The sequence below is a fragment of the Pantoea sp. JZ29 genome (genome assembly GCF_035190385.1).
GTDB lineage: Bacteria > Pseudomonadota > Gammaproteobacteria > Enterobacterales > Enterobacteriaceae > Pantoea > Pantoea stewartii.
In genome coordinates this window covers 1,999,423-2,015,856 of sequence record NZ_CP045241.1, presented here as the reverse complement: position 1 = coordinate 2,015,856, position 16,434 = coordinate 1,999,423, and the positions used below count along the sequence as shown (strand labels likewise).

14 protein-coding genes, 2 tRNA genes and 1 other RNA gene are annotated in these 16,434 nt (G+C 51.9%); 8 read left to right on the top strand and 9 right to left on the bottom strand.

Features of this window, described 5'->3' with window-relative positions:
- Positions 1-262 precede the first annotated feature (262 nt).
- Positions 263-2,947 carry a bifunctional acetaldehyde-CoA/alcohol dehydrogenase gene (gene adhE / locus GC090_RS09390; protein WP_324021439.1) on the top strand — a complete coding sequence of 895 codons (2,685 nt, stop codon included), beginning with the start codon at positions 263-265 and terminating at the stop codon, positions 2,945-2,947.
- A gap of 239 nt (positions 2,948-3,186) precedes the next feature.
- Here adhE and tdk read toward each other — a convergent pair whose 3' ends face one another.
- A complete protein-coding gene (gene tdk / locus GC090_RS09385) occupies positions 3,187-3,807 on the bottom strand; it encodes a thymidine kinase (RefSeq protein WP_006119396.1) in 621 nt (206 codons plus the stop codon).
- A gap of 406 nt (positions 3,808-4,213) precedes the next feature.
- Here tdk and hns point away from each other — a divergent pair, with 406 nt between their 5' ends.
- Entirely contained in the window at positions 4,214-4,621 is a 408-nt protein-coding gene (hns, locus tag GC090_RS09380; RefSeq protein WP_033741865.1) for a histone-like nucleoid-structuring protein H-NS, read from the top strand.
- Positions 4,622-4,713: 92 nt separating this feature from the next.
- On the opposite strand, the gene GC090_RS09375 is transcribed toward hns, so the two are convergent.
- From GC090_RS09375 to rssA, 5 genes are all read right to left on the bottom strand, one after another.
- A complete protein-coding gene (locus tag GC090_RS09375) occupies positions 4,714-5,721 on the bottom strand; it encodes an NAD-dependent epimerase (protein ID WP_006119398.1) in 1,008 nt (335 codons plus the stop codon).
- Positions 5,722-5,735: 14 nt separating this feature from the next.
- Positions 5,736-7,076, bottom strand: a complete 1,341-nt coding sequence (locus GC090_RS09370) for a UDP-glucose dehydrogenase family protein (RefSeq protein WP_006119399.1) — start codon at positions 7,074-7,076, stop codon at positions 5,736-5,738.
- A 24-nt stretch (positions 7,077-7,100) separates the two neighbouring features.
- Positions 7,101-8,003 carry a UTP--glucose-1-phosphate uridylyltransferase GalU gene (gene galU, locus GC090_RS09365; protein WP_324021437.1) on the bottom strand — a complete coding sequence of 301 codons (903 nt, stop codon included), beginning with the start codon at positions 8,001-8,003 and terminating at the stop codon, positions 7,101-7,103.
- Between the two features lie 195 nt (positions 8,004-8,198).
- Positions 8,199-9,215, bottom strand: coding sequence for a two-component system response regulator RssB (gene rssB, locus GC090_RS09360; protein WP_039343034.1), 1,017 nt, complete (start codon positions 9,213-9,215; stop codon positions 8,199-8,201).
- Between the two features lie 99 nt (positions 9,216-9,314).
- A complete protein-coding gene (gene rssA / locus GC090_RS09355) occupies positions 9,315-10,226 on the bottom strand; it encodes a patatin-like phospholipase RssA (protein ID WP_172912560.1) in 912 nt (303 codons plus the stop codon).
- A 97-nt stretch (positions 10,227-10,323) separates the two neighbouring features.
- Here rssA and GC090_RS09350 point away from each other — a divergent pair, with 97 nt between their 5' ends.
- The 6 genes from GC090_RS09350 (at position 10,324) to xthA (ending at position 13,274) form a co-directional block, all read left to right on the top strand.
- Positions 10,324-10,779: a YchJ family protein gene (locus GC090_RS09350; protein ID WP_006119404.1), complete on the top strand. Its 456-nt coding sequence runs from the start codon at positions 10,324-10,326 to the stop codon at positions 10,777-10,779.
- A 56-nt stretch (positions 10,780-10,835) separates the two neighbouring features.
- Complete coding sequence (gene purU / locus GC090_RS09345; protein WP_006119405.1) at positions 10,836-11,684, top strand: formyltetrahydrofolate deformylase; 849 nt, start codon at positions 10,836-10,838, stop codon at positions 11,682-11,684.
- A 144-nt stretch (positions 11,685-11,828) separates the two neighbouring features.
- Positions 11,829-11,913, top strand: a tRNA-Tyr gene (locus GC090_RS09340).
- A 35-nt stretch (positions 11,914-11,948) separates the two neighbouring features.
- A tRNA-Tyr gene (locus GC090_RS09335) sits at positions 11,949-12,033 on the top strand.
- 41 nt (positions 12,034-12,074) lie between these two features.
- Positions 12,075-12,202: non-coding RNA, RtT sRNA (locus GC090_RS09330), on the top strand.
- A gap of 265 nt (positions 12,203-12,467) precedes the next feature.
- A complete protein-coding gene (xthA, locus tag GC090_RS09325; protein WP_054633684.1) occupies positions 12,468-13,274 on the top strand; it encodes an exodeoxyribonuclease III in 807 nt (268 codons plus the stop codon).
- A gap of 39 nt (positions 13,275-13,313) precedes the next feature.
- On the opposite strand, the gene GC090_RS09320 is transcribed toward xthA, so the two are convergent.
- The 3 genes from GC090_RS09320 to GC090_RS09310 form a co-directional block, all read right to left on the bottom strand.
- The gene (locus tag GC090_RS09320) at positions 13,314-13,604 is read right to left on the bottom strand and encodes a YnjH family protein (protein ID WP_006119407.1); all 291 of its coding nucleotides are present in this window, start codon (positions 13,602-13,604) and stop codon (positions 13,314-13,316) included.
- On the bottom strand, positions 13,604-15,520 hold the full coding sequence (locus GC090_RS09315) for a DNA topoisomerase III (RefSeq protein ID WP_324021435.1): 1,917 nt from the start codon (positions 15,518-15,520) through the stop codon (positions 13,604-13,606). Before GC090_RS09315 ends, GC090_RS09320 begins: the two co-directional genes overlap by 1 nt.
- A gap of 247 nt (positions 15,521-15,767) precedes the next feature.
- Complete coding sequence (locus GC090_RS09310; protein ID WP_006119410.1) at positions 15,768-16,319, bottom strand: NAD(P)H nitroreductase; 552 nt, start codon at positions 16,317-16,319, stop codon at positions 15,768-15,770.
- Between the last annotated feature and the right edge of the window lie 115 nt (positions 16,320-16,434).

Here is a 16,434-nt window from a genome sequence, read left to right as displayed (position 1 = left end):
TTAACCTCATCGCCCTCCCCCTCATGAACCGCAGGCTGAAAGGTGTCAGCTGTGGTTTAAATTGATTTGGATCATCATTGCTGTCCCCTAAACCCGATACTCTTTTGTTGTCAGCCACGATACCACCGGAGAAAAAGAATTCTTTTAGTAAACAACTGAAAAACCGCACTTTCATGCTCCGTGATTGAGCGGTTTTTACCCTGGCTATACTTTCCGTTCAGGCTTGTTTCCTAAAAAAGTTTAACTTCCTCAGGAGATCACAATGGCCGTTACTAATGTCGCTGAACTCAATGCACTGGTTGAACGGGTAAAAAAAGCCCAGCAAGCGTTCGCCAGTTTTTCTCAACAACAAGTCGATGCTATTTTCCGCGCAGCCGCACTGGCCGCTGCTGATGCCCGTATTCCCTTAGCGAAGATGGCGGTCGCAGAATCGGGCATGGGCATTGTCGAAGACAAAGTCATCAAAAATCACTTTGCGTCCGAATATATTTATAACGCCTATAAGGATGATAAAACCTGCGGCGTACTGGAAACCGATGATACCTTTGGCACCATTACGATTGCCGAACCCATCGGCCTGATTTGTGGGATCGTCCCGACCACCAACCCCACCTCTACCGCCATCTTCAAAGCTCTGATCAGCCTTAAAACCCGCAACGGTATTATCTTCTCGCCGCATCCTCGCGCCAAAGATGCCACCAATAAAGCCGCCGATATTGTGCTGCAGGCCGCGATTGCTGCTGGCGCCCCTAAAGACATTATCGGCTGGATCGATGCGCCCTCTGTTGAGCTGTCGAATCAGCTGATGCACCACCCGGAAATCAATCTGATTCTTGCCACAGGTGGACCGGGCATGGTGAAAGCCGCTTACAGTTCCGGCAAACCGGCTATTGGTGTCGGTGCCGGGAATACACCTGTCGTGATTGATGAAACGGCAGATGTTAAACGCGCGGTGGCGTCCATCCTGATGTCGAAAACGTTTGATAACGGGGTGATTTGTGCCTCAGAGCAGTCCGTTATTGTTGTCGATGCGATCTACGATGCCGTTCGGGCACGTTTCGCCAGTCATGGTGGCTACCTGCTGCAGGGCCATGAACTTCAGGCGGTTCAGAATATTATCCTGAAAAATGGCGGCCTCAACGCCGCGATTGTGGGCCAGCCCGCAGTAAAAATTGCTGAGATGGCGGGCATTACGGTACCAACCGATACCAAAATTCTGATTGGCGAAGTTGAACGGGTCGACGAATCCGAACCTTTTGCCCATGAAAAACTGTCGCCAACGCTGGCGATGTACCGGGCTAAAGATTACGAAGACGCCGTCAGTAAAGCGGAAAAACTGGTCGCCATGGGCGGCATTGGCCACACCTCCTGCCTGTACACGGATCAGGATAACCAGTCCGCACGCGTCCACTATTTTGGCGACAAAATGAAAACGGCCCGTATCCTGATTAATACCCCCGCTTCTCAGGGTGGGATTGGCGATTTATATAACTTCAAACTCGCGCCTTCGTTGACGCTGGGTTGTGGCTCCTGGGGAGGTAACTCAATTTCCGAAAACGTCGGACCTAAACATCTGATCAATAAGAAAACCGTCGCCAAGCGAGCTGAAAATATGTTGTGGCATAAACTTCCGAAATCTATCTATTTCCGTCGTGGGTCATTGCCTGTCGCCTTAGAAGAGGTCGCCACCGACGGCGCGAAACGTGCATTTGTTGTGACTGACCGCTTCCTGTTCAATAACGGCTATGCCGACCAGGTTACCCGCGTCCTGAAATCCCACGGTATTGAAACGGAAGTGTTCTTCGAGGTCGAAGCAGACCCAACACTGAGCATTGTTCGCAAAGGCGCAGAGCAAATGCACAGCTTTAAACCCGATGTGATCATTGCGCTGGGCGGCGGCTCGCCAATGGATGCGGCGAAAATCATGTGGGTGATGTATGAGCATCCCGAAACCCACTTCGAAGAGCTGGCATTACGCTTTATGGATATTCGTAAACGTATCTATAAGTTCCCGAAAATGGGCGTCAAAGCCCGCATGGTAGCCATCACCACTACCTCCGGCACCGGTTCAGAAGTGACCCCGTTTGCGGTGGTCACGGATGATGCCACCGGTCAAAAATATCCGCTGGCAGATTATGCACTGACCCCGGATATGGCCATTGTGGATGCGAACCTCGTGATGGATATGCCGCGTTCACTCTGCGCCTTTGGCGGTCTGGATGCGGTTACCCATGCACTGGAAGCCTATGTTTCCGTTCTGGCGAATGAGTATTCTGATGGTCAGGCACTGCAGGCGCTTAAGTTGCTGAAAGAGAACCTGCCCGCCAGTTATGCCGAAGGCGCCAAAAATCCGGTTGCGCGTGAACGTGTGCACAATGCCGCCACCATTGCCGGTATTGCCTTTGCCAACGCCTTCCTCGGCGTATGTCACTCGATGGCCCATAAACTGGGTTCCGAGTTCCATATTCCCCACGGACTGGCTAACTCGCTGCTGATTTCCAACGTCATTCGTTATAACGCAAATGACAACCCGACCAAACAGACTGCATTCAGTCAGTATGATCGTCCACAGGCGCGCCGTCGCTATGCGGAAATCGCCGATCATCTTGGTTTGACCGCCACAGGCGATCGTACTGCTCAGAAAATTGAGAAACTGCTGGTCTGGCTGGATGAAATTAAAACGGAACTGGGTATTCCCGCCTCGATTCGTGAAGCTGGCGTGCAGGAAGCGGATTTTCTGGCGAAAGTGGACAAACTGGCTGAGGATGCGTTCGACGATCAGTGTACCGGTGCTAACCCACGTTATCCGTTAATTGCTGAACTGAAACAGATCATGCTGGACAGTTACTACGGCCGCAAATTTGTTGAGCCTTATGCCCAGGTTGAACAGCCCCTGAATCAACCCGTCAGCGATATCAAAGCCGCTAAAAAGGTCAAAAAAGCCTAATCAGGAACAAGCCCGTTAGCGCGGGTGCGCCATCCCCCTTGTGGCTCGGTCACAAGGGGGGTTTTTTATGGCTGTTGAGGATAAGCAGGCTGTTCGCCCGCTGTCAGTGAATGTGCAATAGTGCAATCGCTACCACACACGAACAGACCGACACCCAGGTCGCCATAAAGATAAAGAGACGAATGAGGTTCACCAGGAAAGATTTTTGCGACTGCGTGAACCTGAGGTGAGGAACAGGATTACGCGACTGGCGTTTGCGCGCCGTGGATAGCCTGCAAACAGCCCTGCTCAATCGCTTTTTTATAGTGCTTACGGCACACCGAGATATAGCGCTCATTGCCGCCAATCACCACCTGCTCCCCTTCCCGGAAGGGTTTGCCTTCGCTGTCGAGACGTAGCACCATGCCCGCTTTACGTCCGCAGTGACATACGGTTTTAAGCTCCACCAGTTTATCGGCCCAGGCCAGCAGATACTGGCTACCGGTAAACAATTCTCCCAGAAAGTCGGTTCTTAACCCATAACACAGCACCGGAATATCCAGATTATCCACCACGTCAGACAAGGCCTTCACCTGTTCCCGTGTCAGAAACTGACTTTCATCCACTAACACACAGTGTACGGGCTGGCGCGCATGCTCTTGTGCAATTTCCACATCCAGCTGGCTTTCGGCATTATAAAGAACGGCCGGTGATGACAAGCCAATGCGTGAACTGACTTTACCGGTACCAAAGCGATTATCAATCTCAGCGGTATAAACCAGGGTCCGCATACCGCGCTCCTGATAATTATAGGAAGACTGCAAAAGCGCGGTTGATTTACCCGCGTTCATTGCCGAATAGTAGAAATAGAGTTGAGCCATTGGCACGATATCCCGGTGTGGATGAAACAAAATAAGTGCGATTTTACCATATCTGACCGGCAATGCCGTGTTGATTTTCAGCCCGTTACGTTCAGACGAGAGCCAGCGTCGGGTATTGCCTGTCCTGCAACGGCAGCGCATTATTTTTGACTATATGAATATTAAAGACAGTATAGCGTTAAGCTTTATTTTCATTGAACCGTGTCAGGGCTTTATAGGTTGCCGGTTAAACATCAACGTTTCATTGGTCCTTACATCGCGCTTTATCTGGCGGAATTTATAATTTAATAAATTCATCTTTGAACTTTTAAAGCTAAAAATTAATTTAATGTTGAAGTTATTTCCCCCCACCACTACTATTAGCGGGCAGAACAACTCTCCTATTCATTATTCAGAGATCAGGACAATGAGCGAAGCACTAAAAAATCTTAATAATATCCGCACGCTGCGTGCCCAGGCCAGAGAGTGTTCTTTGGAAACACTGGAAGAAATGCTGGAAAAGTTTGAAGTCGTAGTAAATGAACGCCGCGATGAAGCGTCACATTCTAAAGCAGAAACGGAAGAGCGTGCGCGTAAACTTGAGCAATATCGCGATATGCTTTTAGCGGATGGAATCGATCCCAATGAGTTATTCAACGCATTGTCAGAGTCCAAAACGTCTGGCAAAGCCAAACGTGCTGCCCGCCCTGCCAAATATCAGTTTGTTGATGAAAACGGGGAGACCAAAACCTGGACCGGTCAGGGACGTACACCAGCAGCAATCAAAAAAGCCATGGAACAACATGGTAAGCAGTTAGACGACTTTTTGCTGTAAATCCTGGCGTGCTTTAGGCTTTGCTGGCTTCATTTTAGCGACCTGATTACCAATACCAGAAAAAAAAGGAAGCGGTCGCTTCCTTTTTGTTTTTATACCGAATAAAAGTTTCGGTACCAGTCAACAAAACGTCTGACACCTTCATCCACGCCTGTTTGCGGTTTAAAGCCGACAGCGTTAAATAAATCGCTAGTATCTGCGCTGGTAGCTAACACGTCACCGGGTTGCATTGGCATCAGATTTTTATTTGCCGTTACACCTAATGCTTTTTCAATCGCTTCAATATAGCGAATCAGGCTCATCGGCTGACTATTGCCTAAATTGTAAATACGATACGGCGCTGAACTCGACGCGGCAGACCCGCTCTCTACTGTCCAACTTTCATCCGGCTGCGGAATACGATCCTGCAGACGAATAATGGCCTCGACAACATCATCGATATAGGTGAAATCGCGTTGCATTTTACCCTGGTTATAGACGTCAATTGCCTCACCCGCAATCATAGCCCGGGTAAATTTAAACAAGGCCATATCGGGGCGTCCCCAGGGACCGTATACAGTGAAGAAACGTAAACCGGTGGTGGGTAACTGATACAGATGCGAATAGGTGTGCGACATCAGCTCATTGGCTTTTTTGGTCGCGGCATACAATGACACCGGATGATCGACACTGTCTTCCGTAGAAAACGGCAGCTTACTGTTCAGTCCATAAACGGAGCTGGACGACGCATAGAGCAGATGTTCAACACGATGATGACGGCACCCTTCAAGAATATTCAGATGCCCAATAACATTGGCATCCACATACGCATGCGGGTTTTCAAGTGAATAGCGCACACCAGCCTGAGCGGCCAGGTGGATAACGCGCTGAAATTTGTGCTGTTCGAAAAGTGCTGCAATGGCCTGACGGTCGGCCAAATCGGTTTTAACAAACGTAAAAGATGGGTTGTCGCCGATCAAATCAAGACGGGCTTGTTTGAGGCTGACATCATAATAGTCATTCAGGTTGTCAATACCGACAACCTGGTGACCGGCGGCCAACAGGCGTTGGCTCACATGGAAGCCAATAAAGCCTGCTGCGCCGGTTACCAGAAAATTCATAAATCCCTCATTAATCACACAGCCTGGATGGACGCTCCGCGGCCAATAGCGTAATAAACGAAGCCGCGTTTGCTGAGACGCTCTGGATCATACAGGTTACGTCCATCAAAAATCACGGGTTGTTTCAGTGCATTTTTGATCACGTCGAAGTCAGGGGCACGGAAATTTTGCCACTCAGTGCAAATTACCAGGCCATCTGCGCCCTGTAATGCTGATTCTTTGGTGCCCATCAGCTTCAAATCGTCGCGGTGACCGTAGATGCGTTGTGCTTCATCCATCGCTTCCGGATCGAAAGCCTGTACAGACGCACCTGCTTCCCACAGCGCTTCCATCAATACACGGCTCGATGCTTCACGCATATCGTCGGTATTCGGTTTGAACGACAGTCCCCACAGCGCAAACGTCTTCCCTTTCAGATCGTCACCAAAATGACGTTTGATAAAGGCGGGCAGCTTAGTTTTCTGGCTGTCATTGACGTCTTCCACCGCTTTTAACAGACGTGGTGTATAGCCAATGGATTCCGCCGTACGAATGAGCGCCTGCACATCTTTCGGGAAACAGGAACCGCCATAACCGCAGCCAGGATAGATAAAGTGATAGCCGATACGTGAGTCAGAACCAATCCCCTGGCGCACTTTTTCGATATCCGCACCTAAACGTTCCGCGAGATTGGAAATTTCATTCATAAAGCTGATTTTGGTCGCCAGCATACAGTTGGCAGCGTACTTCGTCAGCTCTGCACTGCGAATATCCATCAGGATCATACGATCGTGGTTGCGGTTGAAGGGCTCATAGAGCTCACGCAACAGTTCCACGACAGCATCATTATCCGTGCCGACAACGATGCGCTCGGGACGCATACAGTCAGCAACCGCCGCCCCTTCTTTCAGGAACTCGGGGTTGGATACTACATCAAAGCTGATATTGGCATCACGCGCCTGCAGGGTTTCCGTCATGACCGCACGGACTCTGTCAGCCGTTCCAACCGGTACGGTAGATTTATCGATGACCACTTTATGATCGGTCATATGCTGAGCAATGGTGCGTGCCACGGCAGTAACATATTTCAGATCGGCCGAACCATCTTCATCAGGCGGTGTGCCTACGGCGATAAACTGCATCACGCCATGGTTAACGCCCAGTGCAGCATCGGTGCTGAACTTCAGGCGACCGGATTCATAGTTAGACTTAACCAGCGGCGTCAGGCCCGGTTCAAAAATAGGAATCTGACCCTTTTTGAGGTTCTCAACCTTTTTTTCATCGACATCAATACAGAGAACGTCATGTCCGACTTCGGCCAACACCGCAGCCTGAACCAGACCGACATAGCCGATACCAAATACAGTGACTTTCATTACGCTATCCTGTGTTTTAAATTTTTAATCGCTAACGGTTTTATTGAGCCACTCAGAGAACTCTTTGCCCAGCACCGGATGGCGAACACCATATTCGACGAAAGCCTGCATGTATCCCAGTTTGTTACCGCAGTCATGGCTGACCCCTTTCAGGTGGTAAGCTTCAACGGTCTCTTTTTCCATCAGCATGGCGATAGAATCCGTGAGCTGTACTTCACCGCCTGCACCTGGAGGCGTTTTTGCCAGCAGTGGCCAGATATCTGCGGACAGAACATAACGCCCCACCACAGCCAGATTAGAAGGCGCTTCAGACGCTTTTGGTTTCTCAACCACACTGACCATCGGTGCGCTGTCGCCCGGGTTCAGTTCTGCGCCCTTGCAGTCAACAACACCATAAGCGGTTACATCACTGACAGGCTCAACCATGATCTGGCTGCGGCCAGACTCTTCATAACGGCTCAGCATTTCTGCCAGGTTATCTTTGGTTGGGTTTGATTCATATTCGTCGATGATCACATCAGGCAGGATGACGGCAACAGGCTCATCGCCGACCAGCGGGTGCGCGCACATTACCGCGTGGCCCAGGCCTTTAGCGATGCCCTGACGGACCTGCATGATGGTCACGTGTGGAGGGCAGATGGACTGAATTTCATCCAGCAACTGACGCTTAACGCGTTTTTCCAGCATCGACTCCAGTTCGAAACTGGTATCAAAATGGTTTTCAATGGCGTTCTTAGACGAGTGGGTTACCAGCACAATTTCATTGATACCCGCAGCAATACACTCGTTAACGACATACTGAATTAACGGCTTATCAACCAGCGGTAACATTTCTTTTGGAATCGCTTTCGTCGCAGGAAGCATACGCGTACCCAAACCTGCTACCGGGATTACCGCTTTTTTAACTTTGGTCTTATAGGCAGACATCAAAATACCTCTCTTATAGGCCGTTCAAGTTTTAATGCTTGATATGTCGGTTTAAATTCGGAAATGAGTATATCAGTTACTCGCGAACGGATTTATCCTGGAAGGCATCTATCCGTAGAATTTAAGACTATTACCCAAGTGTAAAGCTAACTTCTGGCACTGTCTTGCGGGTAAGTATAAATTACCCTTCGGTGTTTATTGCTCAGACGATAACATCAGTCGTATACGGCCCCCGGCGCCCCAAATATGGCACTGCCAGTCGTCCGCACGCTGGCTAATCTGGTTAATATGCGTACTGCCCATAGTGCCAAGCGGAACGCCATTACTGAGTTGAATTTGATGGGCCTGAACATGTAATGTGGCATTCAGGCCAGCAGAAACCAGCACCAGGTTTTTTAATCCGCGATGGTAGTACCCAACTAACAGAGGGAACTGTCCGGTTAAATTCGCCTGCCGTAGCAGCAGATTAACCTGTCTGAGTAAACTGCTTAACTCAGGTAATCGCTGTTTCTGTCCTGATAACTGTTCTTGTAATAATCCGTTAAACAGGGCGCGCAATAATAAAGCCGCCAGCACGCCGTTGTCGCCCGCACGGGTGACATCGAGACAATAAAAAGCCAAATCTTTGTCAGATAACGCCGCAATATCCAGCACCAGCCCGGGCTGCTCTGCCATGGTTAACTGGCGATAATTTACCCGACAATGGGCAATGCGCTGCTGGACCGGGGGCTGCAGTTCTTTCAGTAATTTTGCCGCAGCGGAAGGATCGCGCACCAATGCATCCCAGTCCTGAAACAGCTGTTCATCTTCCTCGACTTTCGAGGTAAACATCGACGGATAGAGGCATTCGTATACCGCTTCACGGAAACGTTCAAAATTCTTCAGGGGTTTTAGCAACACATCCTGTACGCCCAGACGTAAAACCTGCGCGATGTCGGACATATTTTCGGTCGCGGAAATTATCAGAATGGGCAGGGTATTGCCGTGGCTGCGCAGATGTTCGACAAACTGAATTCCGTTCATGCGCGGCATTTCCAGGTCACAAATCACCAGTTCGACGGCATGTTTATCCAGTTGCTCAATAGCTTCCAGACCATCTTCAGCCTCAACAGTGACGGCCCCCATTGATGTTAAAAACTGGTTTAAAAGCGAACGGAAAACGGCCTCATCTTCGACAATGAGTATCTTTTTGCCGATCAGTGGTTTTTCCATTCCATCCCCCTGCGTACCCGATAAATCAATAGTGGTTCATAAAACGCAGTTGCGCCTTTCAGAATAGACCGAAGTAACATCTGTGCGTGAACAACCAGATTATCTTCTACGGACCAGCGGTAATAATTCATCCATTTGTTTCTCAACGGCAACCTTCCCAGCCGCAATTGCTTCTTCTGCACGATGAAAATCCAACGTGGATATCTGTGGACAAAATGGCTGGATAAGCACATCAGGCGGATCGCCTGCCATCCGGTTTCGCTTCAGGCGATTTTCCAGCACCTGGATGGACGTGGCCATGATCTCCATGGCGCCCGGCATTTGCGAGGCCCGGCGCTGCGTAAAATTGACCAGACGCTGTCGCAGTTTCCCACGCCAGTCGAGATTGAGCGCCACAGCCGCCGCATGTTCTTCTGAACTCTGGGGCGTCAGCGCCATCGCATTCTGCGGCATCAGATGCGCGTCGTGCTGAAGATCGACAGCAATCACGATATCCGCCCCCAGCGCGCGCGTCAGGGAGATCGGTACCGGATTCACCACCGCACCATCCACCAGCCAATATCCATTGTAGCCGACGGGCGGTAATAAACCTGGCATACTGCAGGACGCACGTACCGCCTGATGTAATTCACCCTCGGTCAGCCACAGCTCGCGACCGGTACTTAAATTGGTTGCCACCACACCAAACGGCTTTCCGCACGATTCAATCGCGTCGTGCATAATGAGTTGCCGGACATGGTTGAATACCCGTTCTCCGCGTAACAGTCCGCCTCGCTGCCAGGACAGATCCATCAGACGGATGACATCCCAGTAGCTAAACGCACTCACCCACTTTTTCATGTGCGGGAGACGATGATTGACGTAAGCTGCGCCCACCAGTGCACCGATGGAACAGCCTGCCACGACATCAATGTTGATACCTGCGCTCTCCAACGCTTCGATAACGCCAATATGCGCCCATCCTTTGGCGGCACCGGAACCCAGAGCCAATCCAATTTTTTGCTTTCTCATCTTACTCGGGTCCTGGCGTCAATACATGGCATCACACGCGTGGGTCGGATAAAGTAAACGATATCATTAACAATCACTGTTATTAACAGGAGAATGTGTGTCCGAATCTTGCCCATGCTGTAGCGGCAAGCAGTATAGCCTATGTTGTCAGCCCTTTGTTAAAGGAACAGAAATTCCCTTATCAGCTGAACAACTTATGCGCTCCCGCTACTGCGCTTATGTCAAACAAGACGTCGATTACCTCGTCGCCACCTGGCATCCCACCAGCCGCGTTCCGGCGCTGGCTGACTTAGTGACTGAAAGTTTCGCGGGTACTGAATGGCTCAGCCTGAACATCACACGTTGTGATGAGGGGCGCCACAAAGACGAATCTTTCGTCACTTTTTTTGCACGTTTTGCTGAAAACGGTGTTAATCGGGCGATGTACGAGCGTTCACGCTTTCTTCGCGAGGACAGTCGCTGGTACTATGTCGACGGAATGACGCCCGCCATCGGGCGCAACGATCGCTGTCCATGTGGCGCCGACAAAAAATACAAAAAATGTTGCGGTTAAGGCAGTTGCCTGCGTAACGGTTTTACCCTTAATGCTTTGACAGGACTCTGATTGAGATGCAAGCGCAAACCATGCAAAGAAAAGTTTTACGAACCATTTGTCCCGATGCAAAAGGTCTGATCGCCAAAATCACCAATATTTGTTACAAGCACGAACTGAATATCGTGCAAAACAATGAGTTTGTTGATCATCGCACCGGGCGTTTTTTCATGCGCACAGAGCTGGAAGGGATTTTTAACGACAATACTTTACTGGCCGATCTCGACAGCGCCCTTCCTCAGGGCTCGGTACGTGAACTGCACAGCGCAGGCCGTCGCCGCGTCGTTATTCTGGTCACCAAAGAAGCCCACTGCCTGGGCGACCTGCTGATGAAGAGCGCGTTTGGCGGGCTGGATATGGAAATAGCCGCCGTCATCGGTAACCATGAAACGCTGCGCTCGCTGGTCGAGCGTTTTGATATTCCGTTTGTGTTGGTCAGTCATGAAGGGCTTTCGCGGGAAGAGCATGATAATAAGATGGCGGACGAAATTGATCGTTACCAGCCAGATTATGTCGTGCTTGCCAAATATATGCGCGTGCTGACGCCGGGCTTCGTCCAGCGCTACCCGAATCAGATCATCAATATTCATCACTCGTTCCTGCCTGCCTTTATCGGCGCACGCCCTTATCACCAGGCTTATGAACGCGGCGTTAAAATCATTGGTGCGACGGCGCACTACGTTAATGACAACCTGGATGAAGGTCCGATCATTATGCAGGACGTCATCAACGTCGATCACAGCTATACAGCAGAAGAGATGATGCGTGCCGGACGTGATGTAGAAAAGAATGTGCTGAGCCGCGCGTTAGATAAAGTGCTGGGTCAGCGTGTGTTTGTTTACGGCAACCGTACGATTATTCTTTAACCGCCACGGGCGCTGGACTGGCTGACATTCCAGCGCTACGCGTAAAAAGTGGGCAAACGGTTCGTGATTTACCTGAGTCCGCTTTACAGTCTGAATCCATTTGGTATGATGCGCCCCGCTTCAGAGCACAACAATTCAGTCCCTGGTGGGATTCCCGAGCGGCCAAAGGGAGCAGACTGTAAATCTGCCGTCACAGACTTCGAAGGTTCGAATCCTTCTCCCACCACCATCTGAATCTGCTGCCTGAGCCTACAAATCATCCCCGGTGGGATTCCCGAGCGGCCAAAGGGAGCAGACTGTAAATCTGCCGTCACAGACTTCGAAGGTTCGAATCCTTCTCCCACCACCATCTCGCATTTAGCAACTTCATTCCGACATGCAACTCAGTCAGCCTGTTCTGCATGGAGAGGGATGAGAACCTTCGACCAGGGTTCGCGTCGGGCACCGCGAGACAACGCGCATTAGCGCGGCCCGTAGGGTGAGGCGCAACGCGCCGAATCATCCTTCTCCCACCACCATCTCGCATATAGCAACTTCATTCCGACATGCAACTCAGTCAGCCTGTTCTGTGCGAAAAGGGATAAGAACCTTTGTTCAGCGTTCGTGCCGGGCATCGCCTGAGTAAACGCGTCTGGAAACCACTCTGGTTTTCTGTTCCCGCTGACCGTGTGTCGTGCTCTCTCGCCCGTGCTGTCCACCACTCGCTGAAATTGCCCTGCTCTGTCATGACATTTCCGGCAAAAATCGCTACCATCCTGCCTATCATTCGCTGAAGGTTATCTCATGAAATTTATTTCATTCAATATTAACGGCTTGCGGGCACGTCCCCATCAACTCGAAGCACTGGTCGAGAAGCATCAGCCTGACGTCATTGGTCTGCAGGAAACGAAAGTCCATGATGATATGTTCCCGCTCGAGGATGTGGCTAAGCTGGGCTACAACGTGTTTTATCACGGTCAGAAAGGCCATTACGGTGTGGCACTGTTGACCAAGGTTCAGCCGGTCTCCGTGCGTCGGGGGTTTCCGGGCGATGGCGAGGATGCGCAGCGTCGCCTGATCATGGCTGAAATCCCCAGCCCGATTGGCGATATTACCGTGATAAATGGCTATTTTCCGCAGGGCGAGAGCCGCGACCACCCGACAAAGTTTCCGGCCAAAGAAAAATTTTACCGCGATCTGCAAAGCTATCTGAGCGAGAGTCTTACGGCGGATAAGCCCGTGCTGATCATGGGCGATATGAATATCAGCAGCACCGACCTGGATATTGGGATTGGCGAAGACAGCCGTAAACGCTGGCTGCGTACCGGTAAGTGTTCTTTCCTGCCCGAAGAGCGGGAATGGATGGACAGGCTGTTAAGCTGGGGGTTGGTCGATACCTGGCGTGCGCATAATCCCGATACCTGTGACCGTTTTTCCTGGTTCGATTACCGTTCTAAAGGGTTCGATGACAATCGCGGTCTGCGCATTGACCTGCTGCTGGCCAGCACCGGGCTGGCCTCGCACTGCATTGAGAGCGGTATCGACTACGATATTCGTGGCATGGAAAAACCCTCTGACCATGCCCCGGTCTGGTCAACCTTCCGCTTCTGATAGCGCTGACGCGTGGTGCGCCCGCCCACCACGCGTTTTCTATTTCACTATTTTCCAGATCAGGTTGTTCGTCCCCAGCGATTTTTCGTCACGCGCGCACTGTAACAGGACGCCTTCTGATTTCACGACTGCGCCCTCGGTATAATTACGGTTTTCGAAAATACAGCACTGCATACAGTTCTGCTGATTATTTTGTCCCTGAGTCCAGGCTTCCCGCGGCATATCAACAATCACATCCGTATTAGTTCCGCCTGTAGACGGATGATAATTCGCCTGGGCCGGCCCACAGACAATCAGTGCGGCCAGCATGAGCAGTGCAGTTTTACGCATTATTCGGTTTCCTTAGTTTTACGCCGTGCTTTGCGCTGCGGACGTTTTTGTCCGGTGGACGGTAACCCACGAAACGCCTGTCCCGGCGGTTGCTGCCGTGCATGATGAATAAGCCCACTCAGCGTGTGCACCAGCGGTTGCATAAACTCATCATAACGGCAGGCCTTTTCACTAATCCGTGTCAGTGTCGATTCCCACTGGGCGGTCATGTCCGGCCGGGCTGCCAGATCCGGTAACGAATGGATCAACGCCTTACCCGTGTCGGTAGAATGAATATAGCGCCCTTTCTTCTGTAAAAATGATCGGCGGAACAATAATTCTATGATCCCCGCGCGCGTGGCTTCCGTTCCTAAACCATCGGTCGCACGAAGCACTTTCTTTAATTCTTTATCCTGAACAAAACGCGCGATACCGGTCATGGCTGACAGAAGCGTGGCATCCGTAAAATGGCGAGGTGGCTGCGTTTGCTTGGCCAGCACCTCGCCGTGCTCACACAGCAGGACGTCCCCTTCCGCCACGGCCGGCAGCGGCATGCCGTCATTTTCTTCATCACGCTCTTTACTGCCCAGCAAAGCACGCCAGCCCGCCTCAGCCAGAAAGCGGGCCTTCGCCACGAATTTACCGCCCGCAATATCCAGTTCAATAGTGCATTTACGAAACATCGCATCCGGGCAGAACTGCATCAGATACTGACGCGCGATCAGGCCATAAACCTGCTGTTCATTGTCATTCAGCCTGACAGCGCTGGCGCGTGCTGTGGGAATAATGGCATGGTGCGCATCCACTTTTTTGTCGTCCCAACAGCGGTTTTTACGATCGGCATCAAACTCCGCAGGCGGCGTCAGATCGGGCTGGTGAACCTGAATGGCATTCAGCACTGCGTGACGACCAGCAAAATGCTCATCGGGCAAATAGCGACTGTCGGAACGGGGATAGGTAATCAGTTTGTGGGTTTCATACAACCGCTGACAAATATCCAGCACCGCCTGCGCGCTCAGGCCAAAGCGTTTTGCCGCCTCAATCTGCAGTGCCGAGAGCGAAAACGGGAGTGGCGCAGTGTCGCTTTCGCGCTTATCACTGTATGCGGTGACACGCGCAGGCTGACCGGTAATGCGGGCAACCACATGCTCTGCCAGACTCCGCTTGAGTAAGCGCCCTTCTTCATCCTGCCAGGGCTCACAGGCTTCACTGGGGACCCAGTTGGCAACGAAGCGGATGTCATCTGGCGTCACGATATGCGCTTTAACTTCAAAATAGTCTTTCGGCACAAAGTTTTCGATCTCTTCGTCGCGGCGCACCACCAGCCCCAGCACGGGTGTTTGCACCCGCCCCACCGACAATACGCCATCGTAACCGGCATTACGGCCCATTAACGTCCAGGCGCGGGTCATGTTGATGCCATACAGCCAGTCCGCCCGGGCGCGAGCCAGGGCGGAAACACACAGGGGGATAAACTCACGGTTTTCACGCAGGCGACTGACTGCGCGTTCGACCGCCTGAGGATTGAGATCGTTGATCAGGCAGCGCTGCACCTTACTGCGTTTCTCGGCGGGCAGTTGCAGGTAATCCAGCACTTCGTCCACTAACAGTTGCCCTTCCCGATCCGGGTCACCGGCGTGAACCACTTCGTCCGCCTGCGCCAGCAACCCCTCAACCACTTTAAGCTGCTTAGCGACAGAGGGCCGCGGCTGCAGGCGCCACTTTTCAGGAATAATGGGCAGATCGGCCAGTGACCAGCGTGCATAACGGCCGTCATAAGCATCGGGCTGCGCCTGCTCAAGTAAATGCCCTACGCACCAGGTGACGACCTGATCATTGCCACAGGCAATGAATCCGTCACCGCGGCGGTGCGGTTTAGGTAACACATCGGCAATGGCCCGTCCGAGGCTGGGTTTCTCTGCTATAAACAAACGCATTAAATCGGGTAATCCTTAACGTCAGCGAACAACAATGATGGCAGCGCCTGCCCCGTGCGCGACGACAGTGCAGGATCACGGCCTGGCGCCATCGGATGCAGGCAGCCGGTTTCCCCGGACACAGCACGTGGCGCTGCCAGTGAAGACAGCGCTATAGTAGCCTGGCGGCACGCTGCTGATAAGCGTGCCGGATTTGCGAGGAAACGCTTCGCTCATTACGTGCGCAGTTTACCGCGCATCGCGCGGTTCAGAAATAGCGGACGAAGGGTGCCGTGTCGGGATGAACCACGGTGGTGCTGGACTTAAGCTGCGGCGTGCCCAGATAGAGGAAGCCCACAATCGCGTCCTGCTCACGGCAGCCGAACGCCTCACGCACCTGCGGATCGTCGGTCCAGACGCCGCTCCGCCAGATGCCATTAAAGCCCTGGGCGACAGCAGCCATCTGCATCGCCATCACGGCACAGCTGGCAGAGGCGATTTGTTCCCAGCGCGGCACCTTGTGATTGATCTCGCAGTGCGCCACGACGGTGATGATCATGGGCGCACGGAACGGCGCCTGACTGGCTTTATTGATGGCTTTCTCATCCATCTGGTTGTCCCGCGCCGCTTTTTCCAGTAGCTGACTCAGGCGATCGCGGCCTTCATTTTCAACAATAATAAATCGCCAGGGTTGCAGGCCGCCGTGATCGGGTGCGCGCATGCCCGCGCGCAGGATGTTATCCAGCGCTTCACCGCTGGGGGCCGGTTCCGCCAGACGCGAGGCCGAACGACGATTAACCAGTAATTCTAGTGCGTCCATGTTTTTCTCCTGACAGTAAAAGCACGGGTAATCCTGGCACAAGTGGATTTTTTGTAACAGTCCAGGGTGATTTCCTGCTGACTTTTGTTTCGCTGCTCTTTAGGATGAGGTCGTT